Annotated in this window: 26 protein-coding genes and 1 tRNA gene; 14 read left to right on the top strand and 13 right to left on the bottom strand. The window is 65.1% G+C overall.

The window, feature by feature from the left end; genetic code table 11:
• The first annotated feature begins 10 nt into the window (after nucleotides 1-10).
• Nucleotides 11-1,387 (top strand): NADH:flavin oxidoreductase, encoded by a 1,377-nt coding sequence (locus LDH74_RS17100; RefSeq protein ID WP_226039897.1) that lies wholly within the window; start codon nucleotides 11-13, stop codon nucleotides 1,385-1,387.
• Nucleotides 1,388-1,389: 2 nt separating this feature from the next.
• On the opposite strand, the gene LDH74_RS17095 is transcribed toward LDH74_RS17100, so the two are convergent.
• The 3 genes from LDH74_RS17095 to LDH74_RS17085 all read right to left on the bottom strand — a co-directional run bounded on the left by LDH74_RS17095 (nucleotide 1,390) and on the right by LDH74_RS17085 (nucleotide 2,976).
• Nucleotides 1,390-2,136: a rhodanese-like domain-containing protein gene (locus LDH74_RS17095; RefSeq protein WP_226039896.1), complete on the bottom strand. Its 747-nt coding sequence runs from the start codon at nucleotides 2,134-2,136 to the stop codon at nucleotides 1,390-1,392.
• 129 nt (nucleotides 2,137-2,265) lie between these two features.
• Nucleotides 2,266-2,338: transfer RNA gene (locus LDH74_RS17090), tRNA-Gln, on the bottom strand.
• Between the two features lie 74 nt (nucleotides 2,339-2,412).
• Nucleotides 2,413-2,976 (bottom strand): HNH endonuclease, encoded by a 564-nt coding sequence (locus LDH74_RS17085; RefSeq protein ID WP_226039895.1) that lies wholly within the window; start codon nucleotides 2,974-2,976, stop codon nucleotides 2,413-2,415.
• Nucleotides 2,977-3,098: 122 nt separating this feature from the next.
• Between LDH74_RS17085 and LDH74_RS17080 the strand changes: the two genes are divergently transcribed.
• The 4 genes from LDH74_RS17080 to LDH74_RS17065 all read left to right on the top strand — a co-directional run bounded on the left by LDH74_RS17080 (nucleotide 3,099) and on the right by LDH74_RS17065 (nucleotide 5,996).
• Nucleotides 3,099-3,689 carry an IMP cyclohydrolase gene (locus LDH74_RS17080; RefSeq protein WP_226039894.1) on the top strand — a complete coding sequence of 197 codons (591 nt, stop codon included), beginning with the start codon at nucleotides 3,099-3,101 and terminating at the stop codon, nucleotides 3,687-3,689.
• Nucleotides 3,690-4,019: 330 nt separating this feature from the next.
• Nucleotides 4,020-4,688, top strand: coding sequence for a metallophosphoesterase family protein (locus LDH74_RS17075; protein WP_226039893.1), 669 nt, complete (start codon nucleotides 4,020-4,022; stop codon nucleotides 4,686-4,688).
• A gap of 195 nt (nucleotides 4,689-4,883) precedes the next feature.
• On the top strand, nucleotides 4,884-5,393 hold the full coding sequence (gene cysE / locus LDH74_RS17070; RefSeq protein ID WP_226039892.1) for a serine O-acetyltransferase: 510 nt from the start codon (nucleotides 4,884-4,886) through the stop codon (nucleotides 5,391-5,393).
• Nucleotides 5,394-5,615: 222 nt separating this feature from the next.
• Nucleotides 5,616-5,996: a DUF1428 domain-containing protein gene (locus tag LDH74_RS17065; RefSeq protein WP_226039891.1), complete on the top strand. Its 381-nt coding sequence runs from the start codon at nucleotides 5,616-5,618 to the stop codon at nucleotides 5,994-5,996.
• 308 nt (nucleotides 5,997-6,304) lie between these two features.
• Here LDH74_RS17065 and LDH74_RS17060 read toward each other — a convergent pair whose 3' ends face one another.
• The 5 genes from LDH74_RS17060 to larB all read right to left on the bottom strand — a co-directional run bounded on the left by LDH74_RS17060 (nucleotide 6,305) and on the right by larB (nucleotide 10,276).
• Complete coding sequence (locus tag LDH74_RS17060) at nucleotides 6,305-7,699, bottom strand: phosphoglucomutase/phosphomannomutase family protein (protein ID WP_226039890.1); 1,395 nt, start codon at nucleotides 7,697-7,699, stop codon at nucleotides 6,305-6,307.
• 91 nt (nucleotides 7,700-7,790) lie between these two features.
• Nucleotides 7,791-8,720 carry a hypothetical protein gene (locus tag LDH74_RS17055; RefSeq protein WP_226042551.1) on the bottom strand — a complete coding sequence of 310 codons (930 nt, stop codon included), beginning with the start codon at nucleotides 8,718-8,720 and terminating at the stop codon, nucleotides 7,791-7,793.
• Nucleotides 8,721-8,912: 192 nt separating this feature from the next.
• Entirely contained in the window at nucleotides 8,913-9,161 is a 249-nt protein-coding gene (locus LDH74_RS17050) for a GIY-YIG nuclease family protein (RefSeq protein ID WP_226039889.1), read from the bottom strand.
• Between the two features lie 87 nt (nucleotides 9,162-9,248).
• Complete coding sequence (locus LDH74_RS17045) at nucleotides 9,249-9,398, bottom strand: hypothetical protein (RefSeq protein ID WP_006184973.1); 150 nt, start codon at nucleotides 9,396-9,398, stop codon at nucleotides 9,249-9,251.
• 119 nt (nucleotides 9,399-9,517) lie between these two features.
• Nucleotides 9,518-10,276 carry a nickel pincer cofactor biosynthesis protein LarB gene (gene larB / locus LDH74_RS17040; RefSeq protein WP_226039888.1) on the bottom strand — a complete coding sequence of 253 codons (759 nt, stop codon included), beginning with the start codon at nucleotides 10,274-10,276 and terminating at the stop codon, nucleotides 9,518-9,520.
• Nucleotides 10,277-10,558: 282 nt separating this feature from the next.
• On the opposite strand from larB, the gene LDH74_RS17035 reads away from it, so the two are divergent.
• The 3 genes from LDH74_RS17035 (at nucleotide 10,559) to LDH74_RS17025 (ending at nucleotide 11,859) form a co-directional block, all read left to right on the top strand.
• Nucleotides 10,559-10,726: a DUF1931 family protein gene (locus LDH74_RS17035; RefSeq protein ID WP_008013450.1), complete on the top strand. Its 168-nt coding sequence runs from the start codon at nucleotides 10,559-10,561 to the stop codon at nucleotides 10,724-10,726.
• 139 nt (nucleotides 10,727-10,865) lie between these two features.
• Nucleotides 10,866-11,327 carry a hypothetical protein gene (locus LDH74_RS17030; RefSeq protein ID WP_226039887.1) on the top strand — a complete coding sequence of 154 codons (462 nt, stop codon included), beginning with the start codon at nucleotides 10,866-10,868 and terminating at the stop codon, nucleotides 11,325-11,327.
• Between the two features lie 97 nt (nucleotides 11,328-11,424).
• A complete protein-coding gene (locus tag LDH74_RS17025) occupies nucleotides 11,425-11,859 on the top strand; it encodes a hypothetical protein (RefSeq protein ID WP_226039886.1) in 435 nt (144 codons plus the stop codon).
• Between the two features lie 23 nt (nucleotides 11,860-11,882).
• Here LDH74_RS17025 and rpiA read toward each other — a convergent pair whose 3' ends face one another.
• Genes rpiA through LDH74_RS17010 form a run of 3 tightly spaced genes read right to left on the bottom strand, consistent with a single transcriptional unit; the run spans nucleotide 11,883 to nucleotide 14,438 of the window.
• On the bottom strand, nucleotides 11,883-12,590 hold the full coding sequence (gene rpiA / locus LDH74_RS17020; protein ID WP_226039885.1) for a ribose-5-phosphate isomerase RpiA: 708 nt from the start codon (nucleotides 12,588-12,590) through the stop codon (nucleotides 11,883-11,885).
• A gap of 52 nt (nucleotides 12,591-12,642) precedes the next feature.
• Entirely contained in the window at nucleotides 12,643-13,500 is an 858-nt protein-coding gene (locus LDH74_RS17015) for an ABC transporter permease (RefSeq protein WP_226039884.1), read from the bottom strand.
• Entirely contained in the window at nucleotides 13,497-14,438 is a 942-nt protein-coding gene (locus tag LDH74_RS17010) for an ABC transporter ATP-binding protein (RefSeq protein WP_226039883.1), read from the bottom strand. Before LDH74_RS17010 ends, LDH74_RS17015 begins: the two co-directional genes overlap by 4 nt.
• 275 nt (nucleotides 14,439-14,713) lie before the next feature.
• On the opposite strand from LDH74_RS17010, the gene LDH74_RS17005 reads away from it, so the two are divergent.
• From LDH74_RS17005 to LDH74_RS16995, 3 genes are all read left to right on the top strand, one after another.
• The gene (locus LDH74_RS17005; protein WP_226039882.1) at nucleotides 14,714-15,049 is read left to right on the top strand and encodes a hypothetical protein; all 336 of its coding nucleotides are present in this window, start codon (nucleotides 14,714-14,716) and stop codon (nucleotides 15,047-15,049) included.
• An 87-nt stretch (nucleotides 15,050-15,136) separates the two neighbouring features.
• Entirely contained in the window at nucleotides 15,137-15,913 is a 777-nt protein-coding gene (locus LDH74_RS17000) for an ABC transporter ATP-binding protein (protein ID WP_226039881.1), read from the top strand.
• The gene (locus tag LDH74_RS16995) at nucleotides 15,910-17,283 is read left to right on the top strand and encodes an ABC transporter permease (RefSeq protein WP_226039880.1); all 1,374 of its coding nucleotides are present in this window, start codon (nucleotides 15,910-15,912) and stop codon (nucleotides 17,281-17,283) included. The genes LDH74_RS17000 and LDH74_RS16995 overlap by 4 nt, the downstream gene beginning before the upstream one ends.
• Before the next feature lie 19 nt (nucleotides 17,284-17,302).
• Here LDH74_RS16995 and LDH74_RS16990 read toward each other — a convergent pair whose 3' ends face one another.
• Both LDH74_RS16990 and LDH74_RS16985 read right to left on the bottom strand, forming a co-directional pair.
• On the bottom strand, nucleotides 17,303-17,872 hold the full coding sequence (locus LDH74_RS16990) for a DUF5518 domain-containing protein (protein ID WP_226039879.1): 570 nt from the start codon (nucleotides 17,870-17,872) through the stop codon (nucleotides 17,303-17,305).
• A gap of 175 nt (nucleotides 17,873-18,047) precedes the next feature.
• Entirely contained in the window at nucleotides 18,048-19,169 is a 1,122-nt protein-coding gene (locus tag LDH74_RS16985; protein ID WP_226039878.1) for an AI-2E family transporter, read from the bottom strand.
• 109 nt (nucleotides 19,170-19,278) lie between these two features.
• Between LDH74_RS16985 and LDH74_RS16980 the strand changes: the two genes are divergently transcribed.
• Genes LDH74_RS16980 through LDH74_RS16970 form a run of 3 tightly spaced genes read left to right on the top strand, consistent with a single transcriptional unit; the run spans nucleotide 19,279 to nucleotide 23,325 of the window.
• Nucleotides 19,279-20,364, top strand: coding sequence for a thiamine ABC transporter substrate-binding protein (locus tag LDH74_RS16980; RefSeq protein WP_226039877.1), 1,086 nt, complete (start codon nucleotides 19,279-19,281; stop codon nucleotides 20,362-20,364).
• Between the two features lie 4 nt (nucleotides 20,365-20,368).
• On the top strand, nucleotides 20,369-22,282 hold the full coding sequence (locus tag LDH74_RS16975) for an iron ABC transporter permease (protein ID WP_226039876.1): 1,914 nt from the start codon (nucleotides 20,369-20,371) through the stop codon (nucleotides 22,280-22,282).
• Nucleotides 22,279-23,325: an ABC transporter ATP-binding protein gene (locus tag LDH74_RS16970; RefSeq protein WP_226039875.1), complete on the top strand. Its 1,047-nt coding sequence runs from the start codon at nucleotides 22,279-22,281 to the stop codon at nucleotides 23,323-23,325. Before LDH74_RS16975 ends, LDH74_RS16970 begins: the two co-directional genes overlap by 4 nt.
• The last annotated feature ends 18 nt before the right edge of the window (nucleotides 23,326-23,343 follow it).

Raw genomic sequence — 23,343 nt, 5'->3', positions numbered from 1 at the left:
CATCTAGGCCATGGCCACCCTCGAGGACCCCATCGAGATCGGCGATCTCACGATCCCCAACCGGCTCTACCGCGCGCCACTGCTCGAGTGTGCGGGCAACGGCCCCGATGCGGTCGAGACGTTGATCGACGACCTCGAGCCCGCCGCGGCGTCGGGCGTCGGGCTCATCTGTCAGGGAGCGACGATCGTTCGGGGCGAGGGCGGCTGTGCCGCGCCGGGGATGACCCGCGTCCACGACGCTGATTTCGTCGAGAGGCTGTTGCGACTGACCGATCGGATCCACGACCACGGGAGTCGGGTCTTCGTCCAGCTCGAGCACGGCGGGCTTCGAAGTATGGAGACCTGGCACGCCGAGTATCGTCGGGAGCATTCCGACCTCGAGCAACTCGCCGTCTCGGAACCGCCGTGGCAGTTGCGGCTGCTCGATCGACTCGGATTCCTCGAGTACGATCCGCACGTCCTCACGACTGCGGACGTGTACGATCTCGCGGCTGATTTCGGCCGCGCGGCCGCTCGAGCCGTCGACGCCGGCTACGACGGGATCCACCTCGCCGGCGCGAACATGGGGATCGTCCAGCAGTTTCTCTCTCCCTTCTACAACCGGCGAGACGACGAGTTCGGCGGCTCGCCGGAGGCCCGCCTCGAGTTTCTCGCGGTCGTCCACGACGAGATCCGCGAACGGGCGGGGGACATCCCCCTGATGACGAAGGTGCCGGCCGAGACGCCCGCGCCGCCGTCGCCGCTCGTTCGCCGGAAACTCTCGCTCGCAGACGGGATCGAAATCGCTCGTCGACTCGAGCGGATCGGCTACGACGCGGTCGTGCCGGTCCAGACGTCGGTCGTCTGGGACATGAGCATCGTCCGCGGGGCGTATCCTGATCGGGCGTGGAACAACGAGGCGCTGCGCGAGAAGTACGACGCGGCCTTCGGCGGGTCGGCGCGACGGCGGCTCGTCGCCCTGGCGAACCGCGTGCAGTCGTTCCAGTACGATTTCGAGCCCGCGTGGAACGAGGACTTCTGTCGGCGCGTACGCGAGCAGGTGTCGATTCCCGTGCTCGCGGAGGGCGGGATTCGGGGACGGGCGGAGATGGATCGATTGCTCGGCTCGAGCGAGCGGGGCGGGGCAGAAGGCACAAACGCGAACGACACACCGCCCGCCTGCGACATGGTCGGCATGGCCCGTCCCTTCTACGCCGAACCGCGGTTAGGGGCGCGGCTGCTCGAGGCCGAGTCGGGAGACGAGGGGCCGCGCGTGCTCTGTGAGAGTTGCAACAACTGTACGGTACCGCAGGTGACGGGTGCCCCGGGGCTCTGCCGGACGCCCGATGTGGTTCGGAGACGTGGCGAACTCGAGCGGGAGGGTGCCTACGAGCGACCAGAATCGTAGTCTCAGGCCGTAACAGTAGCGCTCGTCAGTTCCTCGAGCGTTCCCTCGGTCGTGTAGTCGGGCGCTTCGACTCTGAATCGAGAGTCGGTCGAGCCCGCGTAGTGGAGTTGCAACGTGTACGAGCCGTCGTCGGCGATCGGTGCTGCTTCAGCGCGCTCGGCGTCGAGTTGCTCGAGCATGACCATCTCGCCGGCGTAGGCGGCGTCGGACTGGCCGTGAATGCTGTATGTCGCCCGATCTTCAGAGACGTCCGATCCCCTGAGCGGATAGCCGGCGTTTATCCACGCCTGAAATCCCTCGTCGAGCGCGTACACCTCCTCGTAGCCGTTGTCGAGCAGCCACGCAGCGCGCAATCCGGAAAGGTGGTGGGGGCAACCACAGTACGTCACGATGCGATCGTCTTTGGACCAATCCGAAACCGGGTCGTCCGAGTTGCCGTCCGGAGCGGGACTCAGCGGTGCACCGGCAATATGTGCCTTCTCGTACTGACTCGATTGGCGCGCATCGGCCACCCGAGCCTCCTGTCGCTGGTACCAGTAGAAGACGTCGGCGATCGGTGCCAGCGGTACGTCAACACCCTCGTACTCCTTTGTCTGATAGGTGCTGGTATCGATCGATCGTTCTTCAGGCATCGTCTCCGGCTCCGGACCATACCCATCTCCGTCACTACCACCATCGCCGCCGAGACAACCAGCCACTCCGCCGATCGCTGCTGTCCCGCCAACAGCGAGGAACGTCCGTCGGTTCATACTGAATAGATAGCGAGGACAGAGAGATATGGCTTCTGGTGACGCAACAGTTACCGCGAGACCCCTTCGTTTCAACTGGAAAACGGGAGACAGGGGTACGGAAGTGCTCGAGGCGAAACGAGAGAGAAGTAGTCCATGCTGGATTCGAACCAGCGTCGAAGCCCCCAGAAGGCTTCAGGATTGGCCACTACCCTAATGGACTTGACATGTTTCGTCGGGTCGGCTTTCGACGAGGTATTACAGCATAGTCGGCTTCCGTATTAGAGTGTTACGAACTCAGGTGGTCAGCTCTGAGTCGTGGTATTCCAGTCGATGACAATTCGCACAGAGGACGATACAGCACTCGATTTCCTCGCGAATACTCGCCTTCGAGTAGCCATTGGCAACCATCGTCGCGATACTGTGTTCCTTCTCGTCTGGGTGATGAAAATCCAAGCAAGGCGGTCTATCTTCATCGCACCGGACACACTCGCAGTGCCGGTTCTTGTACGAATAGAGCCACTGACGGATCTCCGCCCGGCGACGATCCTTTCGCTCGATGCGTTCCTTTCGGTTTTTGTAATACCAGCGCTGTTGGCCCGTGAGTTCATGCCACCCGACGTCATCGGGAATATCGATCCAATCCGGTTTCGGCTGGACGGGTTGTCCGCCCGTCACACACGGATCAAACGTTTCTAATCCTGCACGCTCTTTCGCCGCGTTCCACCCGTCCAGTATTTTCATAATCGTCGCAGAAACCGGCGTCAACCCCAACTCCTCATATTGCGCCTTCGTTGGAGACTCGCCAAGTTGTTCTGCGGCCCGCTGCAGCGCTTCAAGGCACTCCGCTTCCGTCGTCACACCGCCGTTCGCCGCGCCTTCCGATATAAACTCTCGCGAGCGCGTTCGGAAACGGCACCGACGAAGACGAGCTACGAGCACGAACCGACATCCCTTTTCCCCTCTCTCGCGCACCTGCGAGTATGTACATCGGACGGTTCGTCATCGTCGGCCCCGAGGTGGGCGCGTATCGCGTCTCATCACGGTCGTTCCCGAATCGCGAAATCACCGCTCGAGACGAGGCGCTCACCGTCGGTCCCACCGACGACGCGCCGGAAACGGACAACCCCTACGTCTCCTACAACTGCCTGCGGGTGGTCGAGACGCCGACGGGCGAGACGGCCGCCTTCGGCAACGGCTCGCACGTCGATCCGATCGCGGAGAAACTCGAGCTGGGCTACCCCGCCCGCGACGCGCTGGCGGAGAGCCTGCTGGCGCTTGATTACGAGAAGGACGACTACGATACGCCCCGGATCGCGGCGACAATCGGTGGCGACGGCGAGGCGCTGATCGGGACGGTTCGGAAGGACGCGCTGCTCGTCGAGACCGTCGACGAGCCGACGCTGGTCGCGACCTACGAGAAGAATGACCCCGAAGCATTCGAGTTCGAGGCCGACGGGGCTTCGGAGGCAGCGAGCGAGGCGTACGGCCTCGAGTTCGAACACGCGGTCTGTGCGGCCGGCGTGGCTCGGACCGAGGACGGGTTCGAGACGGCGATCGAGAACGGCGACTGATCGACGCGGAATTGCTCGAGGGTCGATTGCGATCGTTCAATAGACGTGTGAATGGTGCAGTGGGTTCTGATGGGAATATATATGAAGAAGTGACCTGCTATCGTGGCAACAGGGGATCGCCACGCCCTCCCCAGCCGATTCGCTCGTTGCACTCGCTCATCCCTCGCGCAGTGTCGTCAGCCGCCCTCACTCTCGTTCGGTCGGCTTCAAGCGCGCGCCACCGCACGCTGGTTGGCTGGTCTGGAGCGATACGTTGCTTCCCTCCATTGAACAGTTTCTGCGTCCCCTCCCTGCCAACCTACAAACACCTCGCGATTGTTACGTCCGGACATGAAGGTCGGACTCATCTCGGACGTCCACGGCAACCGGGTCGCACTGGAGGCCGTCCTCGAGGACATGCCGCCGGTCGACGAACTCCTCTGTGCAGGTGATGTCGTCGGCTACAACCCCTGGCCGGCCGACTGCGTCGACGAAATGCGAGCGCGGGACGTGCCGACGGTGATGGGAAATCACGACGCTGCCGTCGCCGGAGATGCACCCTTTCGGTTCAACGGGATGGCCCGTGCGGGCGTCGAATACGCCAAACGGGAGCTGTCGGACGAGCAACTCGAGTGGCTCGCCGACCTTCCGGCGGAGCGCCTCGCATGCGACGGGCGAGTGAAACTCGTCCACGGACATCCGGACGATCCCGACCGGTACACGCGATACACGTATCCGAGGGACTTCTCGCCGCGGCTGCTCGGCGACGAGGACGTCCTGGTGCTCGGCCATACCCACGTGCAGGGCGTCGAACGATTCGCGGAGGGTATCGTCGTCAACCCCGGCAGCGTCGGCCAGCCCCGCGACGGCGATCCGCGGGCGGGCTACGCAGTGCTCGACCTCGACGCGCTGACCGTCGAGACCCACCGCGTCGAGTACGATATCGATGCGGTACAGGAGGCAGTCGACGAAGCCGGATTGCCCGATCGAATCGGAACGCGGCTGGCTCGCGGCGAGTGAGCCGAGAAGGGACGGAAACGAATCCTTTTACACTGTTCCCACAGCTACGATCGGATATGGTATCCACCGGCCCACCCGTGCGTACCGAGCGGAACCATCCTCAGCGCGCCGCAGGCCGGTGTTGTCGCTCACCCCGTCTGAGCGCGGTTCGACGGCGTCGTGTCGCGACCGCTCCGTCGGCTCTCGAGGTGAGCGATGGTCCGACGAATTCGTGAGGACGTTCGCGCGATGGCCACGCGCGACCCGGCCGCGACGGGCTACCTCGAGGTCCTGCTGTGTTATCCCGGGCTGCACGCCGTCTGGGCGCACCTGCTGCTTCATCGGCTCTGGAACGCCGGTTTTCAACTCACTGCACGGCTGCTGTCCAACGTCGTCCGACTGCTAACCGGCGTCGAAATCCACCCGGGTGCGGAGATCGGCCGGCGAGTCACGATCGATCACGGAATGGGCATCGTCATCGGCGAGACCGCCGAAATCGGCGACGACGTCCACATGTACCACGGTGTCACGCTCGGCGGCGACACGAACGAGCCGGTCAAGCGCCATCCGACGGTCGAGGAGGGCGCACAGCTCGGTGCCAACGCGACGCTGCTGGGAGATATAACGATCGGCGAAAACGCGGCCGTCGGCGCCGGCTCGGTCGTCACGAACGACGTCGAGCCGGGCGCGACTGTCGTCGGCGTTCCCGCGGAGCGAGTGGACTAGGGACAACGGAGCGCAAAGAACTGTTTAGATTCCTTTAATATCCGTTGAACGCCCAGTACAGGTTGTTCGGTTGCCGAAGGAATCACATCTTCTCCGAATGTCGTCAACCACGGACTGGTAAATACGGAGCAGATATTCAACGGACCGATATCTACCGGTGAGAGAGATATCTGTTGGTGTGAGAAAAGATTCAATTTCCGTCGCGTCCTAGTGACGAAGGTTATGGAACGCTACGTCGATGGCTTCGTTATCCCGATTCCGGACGATAAACTCGATGCGTACCGCGAAATGGCCGACGAGGCCGGAAAACTCTGGATCGAACACGGTGCTCTCGAGTACTTCGAAGGGGTCGGAGACGACATGGAACCCGACATGGACGGGATGTCGATGGTGACCTTCCCACAACTCGCAGATACCGGAGACGACGAGACGGTCGTGTTCTCGTTTATCGTGTTCGAGTCGCGGGATCACCGCGACGAGGTGAACGCGAAGGTGATGGAGGACCCCGCGATGGATCCGGACAACTTCGAGGAGGAGATGCCCTTCGACACGGAACGCATGTCGTACGGCGGGTTCCGTTCCATCGTCAGTTACGAAAACTGATGAACGAAACCAGCGGTGCGTATCGGATCGTGCCGAGAAACCAACGGTGCATATCGGATCGTGCCGAGAAACCAACGGTGCATATCGGATCGTGCCGAGATACGATTACCGATTCGGCAACCGGTAACGACGGATTCGCAACGACTGGCCGCGTGAAATATGTGCCCCGTGTCTTACACGGCTACCAAGACATCTATCGGAACTGGCAGAAACGTTAGCGACTAGTTCACACGTCGACGAGGTAGTCGAGTCACGTTCTATCGGTCGTAATCGAGACGATAGAACGGATTCTACAGAGACTCGAATACTTACACGAGCGGCTCGAGCAACCCTTCACCCGCCTCGAGCAACTTCCCGACCCGATCCTCGTCCGCAGCCTCGGCGTAGACCCGCAACACGGGCTCCGTTCCACTGGGTCGAACCAGCAACCACGAACCGTCGGCCAACAGCAGTTTGAACCCGTCGGCGGTGTTCACGTCCTCAACTGCCGTTCCCGCCACGGTCTCGGGGATCTCGTCCTCGAGGTCCGCGAGCACCCGCGCTTTCTCCTCGTCGGGACAGTCGACGCTGATCTTGTCCTGCACGACGGTGCCGTGTTCGGAGAGCAGCCGATCGACCCGCTCGTCCAGCGGTTCCGCGGCGTGCATCGCACTCGCGAGCAGCGCCATGAGGACGCCATCCTTCTCGCGGACGTGCCCGCGGACGGTGAACCCGCCGGACTCCTCGCCCCCGACGAGGGCGTCGTGTTCGCCCATCGCCTCGGCGACCCACTTGAAGCCGACCGGGACCTCGTGGACGGTCTCGCCGTGGGCCTCCGCGACCCGGTCGATCAGGTAGGTCGTCGAGACGGTCCGGACGACCGAGCCCGACTCCGTCTCGAGCAGGTAATCGTAGAGCGCGGCGAAAAACAGGTTCTCGTCGAGATAGCCGCGTCCGGGCGTGACGACGGCGATACGATCGGCGTCGCCGTCGTTGGCGATCCCGAGGTCGACGTCGCTCTCGTCGTCCGTCACGGCCGCGATCAGGTCCGCGAGGTTCTCCGCGGCGGGTTCGGGCGAGCCACCGCCGAACTCGGGGTCGCGCTCGCAGCGAGAGCGCTCGAGGGAGGCCCCGGCGCGCTCGAGGAGCGCATCGGTCGTGTCGCGCCCGCTGCCGTGCATCGCGTCGTAGGCGACGGTCAGCCCCGAGAGGTCGGCGCTGCCGGTGATCGACTCGACCAGCTCGAGGGCGGCGTCCGCGTGGGGCTCCGCGAAGTCGACCTCGCGTGTCGTCCCGTGCTCGCCCTCGGGGAGCGGGTCGGGGTCGGCGAGACGATCCGCGATGGCGTCCGTGACGGCGGGCAGGGCCGGCGCGCCGTCCTCGGGGATGAACTTGACGCCGTTGTATTCCGGCGGGTTGTGCGAGGCTGTAATGACCAGCCCGCCCGCGAGGTCGCGGTCGACGATCGCGTAGGCGACCAGCGGCGTCGGCCGATCCCGATCCGCGAGCAACACGTCGAACCCGTTCGCACACAGCACTCGCGACAACTCCTCGGCAAACCCGCGCGAGGTTTCCCGGGCGTCGTACCCGACCGCGACCGGCCCCGCTATCCCCTCGTCGGTCAGATAGGTGGCGACCGCCTGCCCCACCATCCGAACCCGCGGGGCCGTGAACTCCTCGAGCGTCGCCCGCCAGCCGTCGGTGCCGAAACTGATCGTCTCCATGGTGCGGTGGTCGACAGCCGGTGCGAAAAAAGCGACGGCACGGACCGGCGAGCGCGACTCGCGACGGCCGGAATCGAACGAGGGGGCCGGGTCAGGCGTCGACGTCGGCGAGGCGCTGTTCGAAGAGCCGTTCGCCGGTCTCCTCGCAGGTGACCGCGACGACCTGGTGTGACGTACAGCAGGATTCGACGACCTCCTCACCCATCCGCACGTCGCCGCCGGACGGACAGGTCTCGAGGAACATCCGGAGGCCGTTGAGTACCTCGCCTCTCGTCTCGGGGGGGTAGGCAGACCAGTCGGGAACCCACGGCTCAAGGGCGCGGCTCGCCGCGATATCGGCCAGCAAGGCGGCCCGCGAGGGCCAGCGGCCCGCGGCACCGGACCGGGAGAGGAGCGACCAGGACTCGCCTCGTTCGTTGAGTTCGAACTCGTCGGGATCGGCGTCGAATCCGAACGCATCGACGGCCGCCGCGGCGTCGATGCCCGACTCGTCGAGGGCATCGATCTCGTCGAACCAGTCCGCCTCGAAGTCGGCGGTGAGACAGAGGTCATCCCGATCGTCGCAGGGCTCGAGGATATCGTGCTCGAGGAACAGCGTCTCGAGATCGACGGGGGCCGGTTCCTCCTCGGGTGCAGTCGATTCGCCGGCGGTGGTGCCAGCGTCGTCGGTGTCGAGCGCCTCGGTCTCGTCGAAGCTGGTCACGTCCCCGGTGTCGGCTGCGGGGTCGACGCCCCCGAGACCGCTAGCCACGTCCGGTTCGGGTTCCTTGCCGAACCAGCGCAGGACTTCGGGCGGGAGATATCGCTTGGTAAGCGTCGGCGTTCCGGGGACGAGATATCCCCGGAGATAGATCAATCCCACCGAAATGCCGACGGCGATGAGACCGCCGAGGCGGGATTTCCGCGCGATGACGGAGCCGAGTACCGCCGCGATACCCAGATTCAGGACGGTACACGGTTCGCATCGGTTCTCACCGGTGTATTCGGGCTGTCTGAGGTCGTCGACGACATCGATTTGCATCTCGAGAGAACGATTATTCTCTTGACTCATCTATTTTTCGGACGATGTGTTCGAGATAATAGTGACGACGACGAGACTCGCTCACGGCGTCGGGAGCGCCGGAGCGTTGACCGGCGACCGAAAGAGCAACGAATCGCCGGATACCGAAAGAGCAACGAACCGCTGGCTACCGACCGCGATCGCGGTCGGGTTTCAGTCGAGGCCGACGAGCCGTTCCTTCGCCGCGCGGCGCAGTTGCTTGATCTCGTACTCGCGGGACATCGCGGTCGACTTCGAGTCGAACCGCTCGTGGTATCGGAGCTCGACCGGCGTTCGTCCGCGAGTGTACTTCGCTCCTTCGCCGGCATCGTGTTCGGCGACGCGGCGCTCGAGGTCGGTCGTGTAGCCGGTGTAGAGCGATCCGTCGGCGCACTCGAGTACGTAGACGACGTGATCGGCCATCGCTCGTGGCCAGGTGGGGAAGCGCAAAAAGCGTCCGGTTCGGTGGGGGCGCGTGGTTGTTACTCGTGTGGTCGTCGATCGCGATGGTCAGGTGCCGCGAGCGCGCTCTTTCGCGGCTTCCGCGATTCCGGCGTTGGCCGAACAGCTAACACACGCGTGGATCTCGCCGTGTTCGTCAGCGAAGACGCGTGCGAACCGTTCGGAGACGTGCGCGCCGCAGTGGTCACACTTGGGCATTGGTCACACCGGCCGAAGCCGGTACTCGAACGTACCGGGTGAACGGTTAAATATCCTTCCCCAAACACTGTGTGAGTTTTCGATAGTGAAAACTATTTTTCCGTAACTAGGTGTGCATGTCAGTCACGAGCGGCATCGATCGCCCGGGCAATCAGGATCGCCTGGGCCCCGGCGACGAACCCCGCGTCGATGTTGACGACCGACAGCACGGTACAGGACTGGAGCATCCCGGCGAGTGCCGCCTCGCCGTCCCCGGCGTGGCCGTAACCGCTCGAGACCGGAACGCCGATGACCGGGGTGTCGACGAGGCCGGCGACGACGGTCGGTAGCGCCCCCTCCCGGCCGGCGGCGACGAGCAACACGTCCGCCGCGCGGAATCGATCGAGCTGGTCGAGCATCCGGGAAAGCGCCGCGACGCCGATATCATCGACCCGGTCGACCGTCGCACCGGCGTCCAGACAGACGAGTTCCGCCTCGTCGGCGACCGGTCCGTCGACGGTCCCACCGGTTGCGATCCCGACCGTTGCGTCGAGCGACGGCGGGTCGTACGCCGGCGTCGTTACCCGAACTGACCCGCTTCGTCGGTCGATAGTCGCCGCCGGAGCCGTCTCGTCGAGGTGGGCCTCGAGTCGCTCGAACTGTTCGTCGGAGACGCGCGTGAGCAGCGCCCGCCCCGTCGTCTCGAGCGCGGTCTCGGCCAGTGCGACGATCTGTGGGGTGGTCTTCCCCTCAGCGAAAATCGCCTCCGGGACCCCGCGACGTCGGTCGCGGGCAGCATCGAACCGGCCCGCCTCGCCAGTGACGTAGCCTCTGAGTTCGGCTTCGGCTGCCGCCGGCGACAGCGAGCCGTCGGCGACGGCTTCGAGCAGTTCGCGCATACTCGTCCTCCGCGACCGACGTACTCGAATCCGTCGACCCGATTTCGAGACGAACCGGGACCGGCGGTCCCCCAGTCGCTGAACGTGCGCGCGAGCCCCGGAGGGCCGCGCGCGAGCCGGATCAACCGGTTCGATAGCGTCGAAAATCGAGTCCGCCACTCATCGAACATATACTTTCCGGTGATTCGGGTCGTCGAAACGGGCGAATCAACCGCTGCAACCCCCGTATTTCCGTCTCTAAGCAGAATCCTTATATGGGGTAACGCGAAACGAATACATCGTATGGCAGACCTTATCGTCAAAGCCGCTGTTAAGGAAGCGCTCGATGACAAAAACGTCGCCTCGGATTTCTACGACGCACTCGACGAGGAAGTTTCGGAACTGCTCGACGACGCCGCCCGCCGCGCAGAGGCTAACGACCGGAAGACGGTCCAGCCCCGCGACCTGTAAGGCTCGCTATCTGAGCGATTTTTTGCGGACGCAAGCCGACTAGCGTAGCCACTGAACCGATCGCCGGGCTGGTCCCCGTTCGGTGGCCCCCGGATCGTTGGCTCGAGTTTTTTGCCTCCCGCCGTGGTACGAGCAGGACATGTTACGGAGACTCCTGATCGCCTTCGGCCTCGTCGAGATCATCGTCCCGGAGCCGGTCATCGAGATCTGCGAGCGTATCGGCCTGCGAAACCCCGCCGCGACCCAGCGGCGACCGCTGGCGCTGACGGGCGCTCGACTCGAGGGACTGCTCTTCGTCTGGCTGCTCGTCCGCGGGCGCGAGGGATCCACGCTGGTCACCGCCGGACTCGGACTCGCCGGGCTGGCGCTCGTACTCGTCCCGCGGCCGATCATCACGCTCAGTCAGCACCTCGTGTACGTCAATACCGACGAACTCGAGTTACGGCCCTGGGTGGAGCCCGCGGCGCGCCTGCTTGGCGTGCTCTACCTGACCGTCTCGCTGCTCTCCCGAAGCACCGACGAGGGAACGACGACCGACGAGACGCACGACGAATCGGACCGGGTGTCACCTCGGCCCCGACTCCGCCTCCGCTCGAGTTGACCCGAGACACTGACAAGCGAACACGCCGACGGTACAGAGACGGCACCGCCGACGTACCGCACCACCGACCACGAACCGCACTACCGACAGAGAACCAATGCGAGACACGAAACGAACACTGGCGATCGGGTTCGGCCTGCTCGAGGTGATCGCGCCCGACCTGCTCATCGATTTCGGCGAACGACTCGCGTTCGAAAACCCCGATCGGGGTCAGTTACGACAATGGACGATCCCGATCGCACGACTCGAGGGGCTGGCGTTCGTCTGGCTACTCTCCCGTGACGATGGGCTACCGGAAGGGCTCGAGACGGGAATCGTCATCGGCGGCTGTCTCATGGCGTTACTCCCGCGAACGGTCGCCGAATGGGGTCTCGGAGCGGCCTACGAGAACGCCGACGAGCTCGAGCTGAAGCGATGGGTGATACCAGTGACTCGCCTACTCGGGGCTGTCTACCTGATCGCCGGGCTGTTCTCGCGGCCGGTCAACGCGCCGCGCAACGCGGCTGGCGACCGCCGGGAGACGACGGAGTGAAAGACGGTTCAGTAGCCCCCGCATCAGTAGCGCCGCACCTCGCAACCCTCGTCGGTCCCGACGTAGGTCGCGTCGGCCAGCCCGACGAACAGGCCGTGTTCCACGACGCCCGAAATCCCCGAGAGCCGCGTCGCCAGCGCGTCGGGATCGTCGATCGGGCCGAACGCGCAGTCGAGCACCAGATTTCCATTGTCGGTCACGACCGGGCCGTCCTTTCGCTCGGCGTCCCGGAGCGTCGGCTCGCCGTCCAGGTCCCGAATCCGCTCGGCGACAACCGTGTGGGCGTCGGGACGGACTTCGAGTGGGACCGGCCGCTCGAGGCGGTCGGTCAACTTCGAGGGATCCGCGACGACGACGAACCGGTCCGCGGCTGCATCGACGAGTTTCTCGCGCGCGTGAGCCGCGCCGCCGCCCTTGATGAGTGCGCCGTGAGCCGTCGCGTCGCGGTCGTCGACCACCTGATCCGCGCCGTCGATCGCGAGGTCGACGCCGTCGACCGCGTCGAGTTCCGTCAGCGGAATTCCGACCTCGAGGGCCAGTTCGCGGGACTGGAAGGAAGTCGGAATCCCGCGGATCTCGAGACCGTCGTCGACGGCGCGGCCGAGGGCCCGGATCGCGTGGGCGGTCGTCGAGCCGGTGCCGAGCCCGACGACGGATCCGTCTTCGACTTCCTCGACCGCACGTTCGCCGGCGCGTCGTTTCGCTGCGGTGGAGCCACCCTCCGTCTTCATGGCTATGCAAGCGAGCGGCGACGGGAAAAACGTTGTAGCTCGGCGGCGTCGGTCAGAGGTCGACGCGATCGAACCGCCAGAGCCCGAATCCGAGCGGGGCGAGGGCCCACACGGCCAGCAGGACGAAACCGAACCACGGCTCGGCGACGAACGGAAGCGTTCCGTCGGTCAGGCCCATGGACTCGTACGTGCTGGCAACCGTGAACTGATTGTCACTGAGCACGGCAGCGATCGCGGAGCCGTAGGCGGCGTCGGGCGTCAACGAGTTCATCGCGAGGAACCAGTCGGGGAACGTGTCGGGGAAGAACTCGCCTTCGATGACGTAGAGCAGCGCCTGTGCGAGGAAGCTCCAGAGGAACCAGAACAGCACGACCAGTCCGAACGCACCGACCGCGGCTTTGGTCGTCGACCGCGTCATCGATGAGAGACCGACGCCGATACAGACGTAGACGAACCCGAACAGTACCGTCACCAGCGTGAAGGCAACGTAGTCGACGATCGAGACCGTACCGATGAAGGCGACGAGTCCGATCAGACCGACGCCGAAGCCGATCAGGATCGAGACGGCTACCACCGCCGTTCGGCCGAGAACCTTCCCCAATACGACGTCACGGCGACGGTGTGGCAGTCCGAGGAGGAACTTCAGACTCCCGCTCTCTCGCTCGCCGGCGATCGCGCCGTAGCCGACGACCAGGGCGATAACGGGCACGAGAAAGCCCGCGGGCGTCTGCAACGCGAGGATCAAATCCATCGTCGTGTCGCCGCCGCCCGAGTCGAACAGCTCCGATAGCCGCGACGCGAGGAACGCGCCGCCGACGGTAAACAGTGAGAACAGAGCGATCAGGCCGAGCAGCACGCGGGATCGCATGGCGTCGCGGAAATCCTTCTTCGCGACGATGATCGAACTCACTGTACCACCCCCGTACTACTGGCCGAATCAGACGTGTAGGCCATGAACAGGTCCTCGAGCGAGGATTCGTCGGTTTCGAAGTCCTCGACGGTCACGCCGTACTCCTCGATGGTGTGCAACACGGTCGTCTTCGCCCGGTCTTCGCAGGTGACGATGATGGTTCGGCCCTCGGGCGTCACCGACGAGACGCCGTCGACCGATTCGACCGCCTCGAGCGCGGCCGAAGAGTCGTCCGGGACGCGGTCGAGGATCACGCGAAGCCGGGTCTCGTTCGGCATGGCGTCGCGAAGCCCGTCGACGGTGTCTTCGGCGATCAGGTCGCCGTCACGCAGGATACCGACGCGGTCGCAGACCGCTTCGACCTGGCCGAGGACGTGCGAGGAGAAGAAGACGGTCGCGCCACGGGCGTTCTCCTCGCGGATGATTTCGCGCATCTGTCGAGCGCCGTTCGGATCGAGGCCGGTCGACGGTTCGTCGAGGATCAGCAGGTCGGGGTCGCCGACCAGCGCCGTCGCGAGCATCAGCCGCTGGGCCATCCCCTTCGAGTAACCGCCGGCTTTCTTCTCGGCCGCGTCGGCCGAGAGCCCGACCCGTTCGATGAGTTCGTCGGGGTCGTCGTCGGCTCGTTTCGACTCGATCGCGAATTTAACGTGCTGACGGCCGGTCAGCCGGTCGTACAGTTCGGCCCCTTCGGGGAGGATGCCGGTCCGCTTGCGGATCTCGAGGCTGTCCGACTGGGCGTCCAGATCGAAGACGCGTACCTCGCCCTCGGTCGGCCGAATGAAGTCGAGTACGAGGTTGATCGTCGTCGACTTGCCCGCGCCGTTCGGGCCGAGGAAGCCGTAGATCTCGCCGCGTTCGACGGTGAGATCCAGCCCTTCGAGGGCCGTTTCGGTACCGTACCGCTTCGTCACGTTCGAGATGTCGATAGAGGGCACTGTTTAAGTATCAAAGTTTTCCTAGATACAAATAGATTGCCTCATCGGCCCGGGAAGCGGCGAAACGAGGGGGACGGAACAGCCTGCACCCTCGGCCTTCGGTGAACGGCGATACGACGGACGACCGGCCGTACTCGCCGTTGGTATCGTAGCGGCCCGTCGTGCTGTCAATGGAAAGACCTTTAATTAGTGTTTATTGTATATCACGTGGAGAGTGACACAATGAACGAACGCACTCCACGTCCCGTCGGTCGAGCGGGTATCGACCGACACCGATGGTCCCGCATCCAAACGATCGGCCGCTCGAGGCAGGTGAGATAATGCTGGAGCACGCCCTCTACCCCTTACAGACCGACACAGGCGACCTGATGATGTACTTTCTCATCGGGACGTTGGTCCTTCTCCTCATCACGATCGGCATCGCCTACTGGGTTTACAAGGACGCCTCGAAACGCGAAAACAACGAACTCTTGTGGACGATCGGCGTTGCCGGACTCCTCTTCCTCTTTCCACCGCTGGGGATTATCGCCCTCATAATCTACGTCGTTATCCGCAGTGACGTGACGAGTTCGGAACCGTCACAGGACGGTGCTGTCAGTAGCGAGTGGTAGGGAAGTCGCCCGCAATTCGCGGTCAGTGACCGCTTGTGGGTCGCCGTCGCGCCGAACCTTTTTTGGACCGTCCGTGGTCGGACGCACATGGCGACTTCGGGCACGGCCGTCTCCCTCTCGAACGTCCGCAAAACTTATCGGATCGGCGAGCCGGTCCACGCGCTCGACGGCGTCTCCCTCGAGGTCCCACGGGGATCCTACACCGCGATCATGGGACCGAGCGGCTCCGGAAAGTCGACGCTGATGAACCTCGTCGGCTGTCTCGATACGCCGACCGAGGGCACGGTCGTCGTGGGGGGTCGGGAAGTCGGGGCGCTCGGCGATCGCGAACGGACCCGCTTACGGGGGACCGAAGTCGGCTTCGTCTTCCAGACGTTCAACCTGATGCCGCGGCTGAACGCCGTCGAGAACGTGGCGTTGCCCCAACTGTTCCAGAACGTCGGCCGGTCCGAGCGCCGCGAGCGTGCGCGAGACCTGCTCGAGCGCGTCGGCCTGTCCGATCGAGCGGACCACCTGCCGAACGAACTGTCGGGCGGCCAGCGCCAGCGGGTGGCGCTCGCTCGGGCGCTGGTCAACGACCCGGCGATCGTGCTGGCCGACGAGCCGTCGGGGAACCTCGACACCGAAACCGAGGCGGATATTCTGGACCTCTTCGACGAGTTCCACGGCGGCGGGACGACGATGCTCGTCGTCACGCACGAGCGCCACGTCGCCGAGCGAGCCGATCGGATCGTCCACCTGCTCGACGGACGAATCGAGCGGATCGAGGAACTCGAGGAAAGCGGCGAGTCGCGGACGGGACCGACGACGGACCGCGGATCGGGACGCGAAGGACGGCGGAACGGTGGAGGCGACGCCGAATGAACCCGCTCGAGAGCCTCCGGCTCGCGTGGCGGTCGATCCGCGGCCATCGGCTCCGCTCGGCGCTGACGACGCTGGGAATCGTGATCGGCATCGCCGCGGTGATCACGTTCGTCACGCTGGGTGCGAGCCTGCAGGCCGGCGTGATCGGTGACATCAGTCCCGACGATCAGCGCAACGTCTACGGCTGGGCCGCCGAACCCGATACCGAGGGCGGCCCGCTAGCGGGTGCCCAGCCAGTCTTCACGCCGGACGACCTCGCGGCGGTCGAGGACCTCGAGGCGGTCGAGGCGGCCTACGGCTACGCGACGATTCAGACGCAGGCGATCTCGAACGGCGAGGAGCAGGTCGCACAGGGCAACGGATTGATCGCGTCGGGGCCGTCGTACATCCGCGAGGAGCGGCTGGTCGAGGGCAGGCAGTTCGAGATGGGCGAGCGCGAGGCGGTGATCAACCCCGCGGCGGCGGGCCAGTTCGAGGAGAACGTCAGCGTCGGCGACAACCTGACCGTGACGATACTGGGCGGCCAAGAAACGACCCTCGAGGTGGTCGGCATCACCGATACCAGCGAGGGACTGAGCCCGTTCGAGGGGTTCGAGTCCTCGCCGCGAATCTACGTGCCGACGGATCCCTACTACGCGGAACAGGCGGCCGGGCTGGGGTTCGGGGGTGACGGTGAGAGTAACGGCGACGGCGGAACCGAGAGCGACGGCAACGGGAGCGGTGGAAACGAGAATGTCACCAACGAAAGCGCCAGTAACGGAAGCGGTGGCAACGGGGCCGACACGGGCACCGACGCTCGGTTTCTGGCGATCATCATCGAGGCCGAATCGACCGACCAGTCCGATATCGATGCCGCCCGCGAGAGCGCGACGAGCTACCTCGAGAGCGATCGATCCGACGCGAGCGAGCTTCTGGGCGACGATCTCGAGGTACAGTTTCGGACGAGTACGGAGCTACTGGGCCAGCTTCAGGACGTGCTGGATCTCCTGCGGAACTTCATCGTCGGGATCGCGGCCATCTCCCTGCTCGTCGGGTCGATCGGCATCGCGAACATCATGCTCGTCAGCGTCACCGAGCGGACCCGCGAGATCGGGATCATGAAAGCCGTCGGCGCGCAAAACCGCGACGTGCTCGGCCTGTTCCTGACCGAATCGGTGATTCTGGGTGTGATCGGCGCGATCCTGGGGACGGGGCTGGGGCTCGTCGGCGGCTATCTCGGGGCGCAGTACGTCGATCTCCCGCTGGTCTACCCGATCGAGTACGTCGCGATCGCCATCGCCGTGGGGATACTCGTCGGGGTTCTCGCCGGGCTGTATCCGGCCTGGCGGGCCGCGCGGACGGATCCGATCGACGCGCTGAGATACGAGTGAAGAACGGGGCTCGAGGGATTTATTTCGGCTCTCGCTCGGAGCCACGGTTGCGATCTCCGTCCGCGTATCGATCGTTCCGGCGTCCGCTCGAGTCGCCACCCTCGAGCGCGGAGTCGGATTCGCGGCCGAACTCGCGGTCTCGAGTCGATGTCGAACCGGACGCGCGGGAATCGTCCGCCGAATCAGTCTCGAATTCGACCGTTTCCCGGGTTCGGCGGTGGCTGTCCGGATACTCCCGCGCGAGGTACGCCCCCAGATAGCCACCGAGCAGGGACAGCCCGACGGTGTAGAGGAGGACGACGGCGCCGACGCCGAGGATCACGAGCGCGAACAGGGCGACCCCTTCGACGGGGACGCCACCGGCGAGTCCGAGGCTCAGAAAGCCAAAGAGGAGGAACCCGATCCCCGCGATGGGGAGGAACGCGATCGCTCCGGCTAGCGCGCCCGCGACCGCTCCCGCTCGTTCGTCCGGTCCCTCGAGAAATCCCGCCACAGCGCCGCCAAGGACCGGCGAGAACGGGATAAAACCGAGGACGACGCCGATGATAGCGCCGATGCCCGCGTTGACGATCGTTCGGCTCCGAACCATACCGAACCAAAGGGTAGCAGAGAGAAAAGTGTCGGTGGTCGAACGGTGTCTACCGTCGGTGCGCTCGAGCGGTCGGTTCGAACGGAACGGGACTCAGACGGTCTGCTGTCACCGTGTCCCGGCACGCCCGAATGCGGGGTCGCGGGGGTGCCGAAATGCCGTACAGCCGCCCGTATCAGTCGTTGGCGATCCGTGAACTCGACTCCTCGAATGTCGTCTCCGTCCCGCCGGGGTCGCTCGGCGGCTCCTCGGGGTCGTCTTCGATGAGTTCGGTGAACGTGGCGTCGCTGTTGACCTCGTCGGCGAGCAGGTCGACGGCTTCCACGAAGACGGCGACGATCAGCGGGCCGACGACGACGCCGATCGCGCCGAGAGTGAACAGCCCACCGGTGAACCCGACGAAGTAGAGGCTTCCGGAAAAGCCGGCCGACCGTCTGGCGAGTCGCGGACGGACGGCGACGTCGGGCAGCCAGGCGATGAGGCCGAGGCCGAGGATGCCGATCAGCGTCGCCGCGACGAGGTCGCCGACGGCGACGTGATAGAGCGTGATCGGAACGATGAGCATGCTCGGGCCGATGATCGGAACGAACTGCAAGACCGCGGCGGCGATCGCCAGCGTCATCGCCGCCTCGTAGCCCAGCGCCCAGAACAACGGGTATGCGACGGCGAGCGTCGCGAGCGATGTCGCCAGCTGCAGGACGTAGATGGCGTACAGCGTCTCGCGGGCTCGTCGAGCGAGCGCGTAGACGATATCCCGATAGTCGTGTGGAACCGGTGCGATGGCGGCCCGGCCCGCCTCATTGCCCTTGAGTAGCAGTCCGAACAGAAGCACAACGAACAGCGCGAACTTTATCCCGAGCACCGGCAGCGCGAGCGCGAACGAGGTCGCGGCCCCGCTGAGGAAGTCGAGAGCGGAGGCCTGTATCTGACCCGCTTCGATCGCATACGTCATTCCGAAGATCGAGACCGAAAACTCCCGGGGCAGCGACGCAACGAGGTCGACGACCTGCTCGAGCCGAAAGTAGAGCGCGACGACCAGCGGTGAGAAGACGGCGACTGCACTCACGAAGCCGATGAGGGTCGCCGCGAGCGCGCCGGTCCACTCGGTGAGCCCGCGCCTGACGAGCCATCGCTGGACTGGCATGAGGACGTACGCCACAGTGAGCGCAAAGAGGATCGTCCCGAGCACCTCGAGCAAAATCGCGCCGGTCACGACGCCGATCGAGCCGACGATTCCCGCGAGGACGTACCGACGGTGTCTGTCCGCGCGTGCGTTCTGTGTCGATATTCCTGTCACATCCGTGACTATCACCCAGTGGACAAAGTCTTTCGGCTCGAGCGACACCTTCGGAGCGGACCGTCGACCGATCAAGAGTCTTAAGACAACCCAGTGCAACCACCGGGTAATGAAGCGACGAGCGTTCGTCGGTGCAGTCGGTGGGAGTGCCGTCGCGGGCATCGCCGGCTGTTTGACGCGCAACGGGAACGACGAGGGGGACGATAGCGACGGGATCCTTCGAATCGCGACCTACGAGTCGATGGTCGACGGCGAGAACCCGGCCGGGACGTGGCTCAAGGAAGCGTTTGAAGAAGAATATCCCGACACCACGCTGGAGTGGACCGTTCCGAACAACGCAATCAATGACTACATCGATCGCGAACGGCAGAACGCCGAGATCGATGTCGACGTCTACCTCGGGGTGAATATCGACGACCTCGTCCAAGTCGACGACAACCTCGAGGAGGGCGGTCTCTTCCAAGAACTCGACGTCGACCGGATCGACAACGCCGAGCGGATCCGCGACGGACTCGACATGGGCGACCCCCACGACCGAGTGCTCGCTTACGATACGGGGTACATCTGTCTGGTCTACGACGAAACCGTCGTCGACGAACCCCAGACGCTCGATGATCTGACCGAACCGGCCTACGAGGACGCGCTGCTCGCCCAGAACGCCCAGCGTTCCGATCCGGGTAAGGCGTTCCTGCTGTGGACGATCGACGCCTACGGCGAGGACGACTATCTCGACTACTGGCGCGACCTCGAGGACAACGGCGTTCGCATTCTCGATGACTGGAGCGAATCCTATTCCGGCGCGTACATGAACGGAGAACGGCCGATGGTCGTCTCCTACTCGACCGATCAGGTGTTCGCCGCCGACGCGGGCAACGACATGAGTCGGCACCAGATCGCGTTCCCGAACGATCAGGGGTACGCCAACCCCGAGGGGATGGGGATCTTCGAGGGAGCCGCCGAACTCGATCTCGCCTACGAGTTCCTCGATTTCGCCCTCTCGAGCGAGGCCCAGGCGGTCATCGCCCAGCGCAACGTGCAGTTCCCGGCCGTCGAATCGGAGCACGTCGACCTCGACGAGGAGTTCGACCGGTACGCACACGTGCCGCCGGAGGCGGTGACGATCGGCTACGACGCCCTCCGGGGCAACCTCGACGGCTGGGTCGAAGAGTGGGCGCGCGAATTCGCCAGTCAGTAGGCCCGTGTCCCGATCGGGAGGATCCAGCCGTTTCGGCCGACGCTGGCATCGACCAGTCGCCGCTCGCCGCTGGCTCGAGCGCCGCGCGCTCGCCCTGACGGCGCTCGCGACGGCTCTCATCCTTGCCGTCATGCTCTACCTGCCGGTCGCCGTCGTCTTCGTCAACGCCATCTTCGACGACGGCGTGGCGACGCTCGCGTTCTTCCGTGCGGTCCTCACCGACCCGTTCTACGTCGGGGTCCTCGCGGACGTCTTCGCGGAGCCGCTGGCAGTGGGAACGCACCTCGAGTCGCTCGTCGGCTGGCTCGCGGCCGTCTCGATTTCGGTCTCGCTCGAGTACCCGCTCCCCGGCGTTCCGCTGCCGGTACCGTGGCCGAGTCTCGAGTTACCGGCGTTTCGGAAAGGACTGTTTGGCTTTACGGCCTATCAGGCCGCGCTATCGACGGTTGCGAGCGTCGCGCTGGGACTGCCCGCCGCGTCCGTCCTCGCGAACTACGAGTTCCGGGGCCGACGAACGCTGCGATCGCTGACGATCCTGCCCTTCGTCCTGCCGGGGATCATGGTCGCCGTCGGCTTCTACGCGATGTTCGGGCGGGCGGGGACGCTCAACCGCCTCCTCGCGATCGGCGGACTCGGCCCGTTCCCGTTCATCGAGTGGAACCCGCTCGCCATCGTGATCGTCGCCCACGCGTTCTACAACGCGCCGCTGGTGGCCCGCGTTACCGTCGCCGCCTGGGAGTCCGTCGACGTCCGGACCGTCGAAACCGCCCGCAGTCTCGGAGCGAGTCCCCGCCGGGCGTTTCGCGACGTGGTCGTCCCACAGCTCCTGCCGGCCGTCCTCACCGGCGCGCTGTTGACCTTCATCTTCACGTTCATGACGTTCCCCATCGTCCTCGCGCTGGGCGGTCTCCAGCTCGCGACCGTCGAGGTCTGGATCTACGATCGGGTCCGGCAGCTCGCCTACGCCGAGGCCGCGACGCTCGCGATCCTCGAGACGATGCTCTCGCTCGCACTGACCTACGCCTATCTCCGATACGAGTCCGCCCACTCCGGGCTGGCTCGAGCGGCCACTGCACCGTCTCGAGAACCGCTCTTTCCGGATCTCCGGACGGCGCTCTCGCCCCACAGACTGGCGATCGTCGGCTACGGGCTCATCGCCGTCGTCGTCTTCGTCGGTCCGATGGCGAGCCTCGTCGCGGGGAGCGTTACCGACGGAAGCGGGTTCACGCTGCGTCACTACGCGTTCCTGCTCGAGCGCCAGCTCGAGGGGGCCGACTACCAGACGCTGCCGTGGATCGCGATCCGAAACTCGCTCCTGTTCGGGGTCGCGACGCTGGTCGTCGCCGTGCCGATGGGCGTGGTCGTCTCGGTGGTGACGGTCCGCGCGGGCCGGGGCGGGGCCATCGTCGACACGCTCGCGATGCTTCCCCTGGCGGTCAGCGGCGTCGTTTTCGGAATCGGCCTGCTGCAGGGACTCGTCTTCGGCATCCCGCTGCCCGGCGGCTGGCGATTTCAGGTGACGGGCGCGGTCGCGATCGTCGCCGCCCACGCCGTCGCGGCCTACCCCTTCGTCACGCGCAACGTTTCGCCGCTCCTGTCGAATCTCGATCCGGCGATGATCGAATCCGCTCGAGCGCTCGGAGCCTCCCGATATCGTGCGCTCCGGGACATCGAACTCCCGCTGGTGGCCAGTGGCATCGTCGCCGGTGCCGCCTTCGCCTTCGCCATCTCGATCGGCGAGTTCTCTTCGACGGTGATTTTGGCCAGCGGTAGTCAGACGTACACCATGCCCGTCGCCGTCGAGCGCTATCTCGGCCGTCGCTCCGGTCCCGCAATCGCCATGGGAACGGTGCTGTTGGGCGTCACGGCCGCGAGCTTCGTCGTCGTCGACCGCGTCGGCGGGAGGTTCGAGCGATGACCCGGCTCAGCCTCGAGGACCTATCGAAAGTCTACGGTGCGGACGACACCGGAACGGTCGCGCTCGAGGGCGTGGATCTGACGATCCGCGACGGGGAGTTCTTCACCCTCGTCGGTCCCTCCGGGTGCGGAAAGACGACCACGCTGCGAACGATTGCCGGATTCGAAAAGCCGACCGAGGGAGCCGTCCGCTTCGACGGGCGCGAGATGGCCGGCGTCCCACCCGAGCGTCGGGGCGTCGGGGTCGTCTTCCAGAGCTACGCGCTGTTTCCGCACATGAGCGTCGCCGAGAATATCGGCTACGGCCTCCAGTTTCGTGAGCCGCCGGACGGGCTGTCGGTCGACGAACGCGTCGCCGACCTGCTCGAGTCGGTCGACCTCGAGGGGATGGGCGACCGAAGCCCCGACCAGCTGTCCGGCGGCCAGCAACAGCGGGTGGCGCTGGCTCGAGCGCTCGCGCCGGCTCCGGACCTGCTCGTGCTCGACGAGCCGATGAGCGCGCTCGACGCGCAGCTTCGAGAATCGCTGCGCAGGCAGATCAAACGGATTCAGTCCGCCCTCGAGATCACGACCGTCTACGTCACCCACGATCAGGCGGAGGCGCTGGCGATTTCGGATCGGCTCGCGGTCATGAACGGCGGCCGCGTCGAGCAGGTCGGCCGTCCGCAGGAGATCTATCGCGAGCCCGCGACGCGGTTCGTCGCGGAGTTCGTCGGCGACAACAACGTCTTCGACGGCGAGGTTCGGAGCCGCGAGGGCGAGTACGCGCGGGTCGAAGTCGATGGCGAACGGTTCACGCTGCCCGCGTCCGACGGAACCGATCGGCTCGCCTTCTGCGTGCGGCCGGGTGCGCTCTCACAGTCCGTGGAACGCAATCAGCTGACGGTGAGCGTCGAGACCAGCGAATTTCTCGGCGAAACCGTCCGCGTCAACGGTCGATGGAACGGTGCGCGGATCGTCCTCCGGCTCCCCGCGGTTCCCGAACGGGACGAACTAACGGTCGGATTCGACCCCGACGACGCACACGTCGTCGTTTCGGACTGAAAGTCGTCGTCGGTCGTC

Source organism: Natrinema sp. DC36, from assembly GCF_020405225.1.
Taxonomy (GTDB): domain Archaea; phylum Halobacteriota; class Halobacteria; order Halobacteriales; family Natrialbaceae; genus Natrinema.
The sequence above is the reverse complement of the archived record's forward strand: the minus strand, read 5'-3'. Positions and strand labels throughout refer to the sequence as shown.

What these genes read in the sequence shown, in the direction of transcription:
- LDH74_RS17100 (WP_226039897.1), top strand. Translation starts at nt 11, where the DNA reads ATGGCCACCCTCGAGGACCCCATCGAGATCGGCGATCTCACGATCCCC.
- LDH74_RS17095 (WP_226039896.1), bottom strand. Translation starts at nt 2,136, where the DNA reads ATGAACCGACGGACGTTCCTCGCTGTTGGCGGGACAGCAGCGATCGGC.
- LDH74_RS17080 (WP_226039894.1), top strand. Translation starts at nt 3,099, where the DNA reads ATGTACATCGGACGGTTCGTCATCGTCGGCCCCGAGGTGGGCGCGTAT.
- LDH74_RS17075 (WP_226039893.1), top strand. Translation starts at nt 4,020, where the DNA reads ATGAAGGTCGGACTCATCTCGGACGTCCACGGCAACCGGGTCGCACTG.
- cysE (WP_226039892.1), top strand. Translation starts at nt 4,884, where the DNA reads ATGGTCCGACGAATTCGTGAGGACGTTCGCGCGATGGCCACGCGCGAC.
- LDH74_RS17065 (WP_226039891.1), top strand. Translation starts at nt 5,616, where the DNA reads ATGGAACGCTACGTCGATGGCTTCGTTATCCCGATTCCGGACGATAAA.
- LDH74_RS17060 (WP_226039890.1), bottom strand. Translation starts at nt 7,699, where the DNA reads ATGGAGACGATCAGTTTCGGCACCGACGGCTGGCGGGCGACGCTCGAG.
- LDH74_RS17055 (WP_226042551.1), bottom strand. Translation starts at nt 8,720, where the DNA reads ATGCAAATCGATGTCGTCGACGACCTCAGACAGCCCGAATACACCGGT.
- LDH74_RS17050 (WP_226039889.1), bottom strand. Translation starts at nt 9,161, where the DNA reads ATGGCCGATCACGTCGTCTACGTACTCGAGTGCGCCGACGGATCGCTC.
- LDH74_RS17045 (WP_006184973.1), bottom strand. Translation starts at nt 9,398, where the DNA reads ATGCCCAAGTGTGACCACTGCGGCGCGCACGTCTCCGAACGGTTCGCA.
- larB (WP_226039888.1), bottom strand. Translation starts at nt 10,276, where the DNA reads ATGCGCGAACTGCTCGAAGCCGTCGCCGACGGCTCGCTGTCGCCGGCG.
- LDH74_RS17035 (WP_008013450.1), top strand. Translation starts at nt 10,559, where the DNA reads ATGGCAGACCTTATCGTCAAAGCCGCTGTTAAGGAAGCGCTCGATGAC.
- LDH74_RS17030 (WP_226039887.1), top strand. Translation starts at nt 10,866, where the DNA reads ATGTTACGGAGACTCCTGATCGCCTTCGGCCTCGTCGAGATCATCGTC.
- LDH74_RS17025 (WP_226039886.1), top strand. Translation starts at nt 11,425, where the DNA reads ATGCGAGACACGAAACGAACACTGGCGATCGGGTTCGGCCTGCTCGAG.
- rpiA (WP_226039885.1), bottom strand. Translation starts at nt 12,590, where the DNA reads ATGAAGACGGAGGGTGGCTCCACCGCAGCGAAACGACGCGCCGGCGAA.
- LDH74_RS17005 (WP_226039882.1), top strand. Translation starts at nt 14,714, where the DNA reads ATGGTCCCGCATCCAAACGATCGGCCGCTCGAGGCAGGTGAGATAATG.
- LDH74_RS17000 (WP_226039881.1), top strand. Translation starts at nt 15,137, where the DNA reads ATGGCGACTTCGGGCACGGCCGTCTCCCTCTCGAACGTCCGCAAAACT.
- LDH74_RS16995 (WP_226039880.1), top strand. Translation starts at nt 15,910, where the DNA reads ATGAACCCGCTCGAGAGCCTCCGGCTCGCGTGGCGGTCGATCCGCGGC.
- LDH74_RS16990 (WP_226039879.1), bottom strand. Translation starts at nt 17,872, where the DNA reads ATGGTTCGGAGCCGAACGATCGTCAACGCGGGCATCGGCGCTATCATC.
- LDH74_RS16980 (WP_226039877.1), top strand. Translation starts at nt 19,279, where the DNA reads ATGAAGCGACGAGCGTTCGTCGGTGCAGTCGGTGGGAGTGCCGTCGCG.
- LDH74_RS16970 (WP_226039875.1), top strand. Translation starts at nt 22,279, where the DNA reads ATGACCCGGCTCAGCCTCGAGGACCTATCGAAAGTCTACGGTGCGGAC.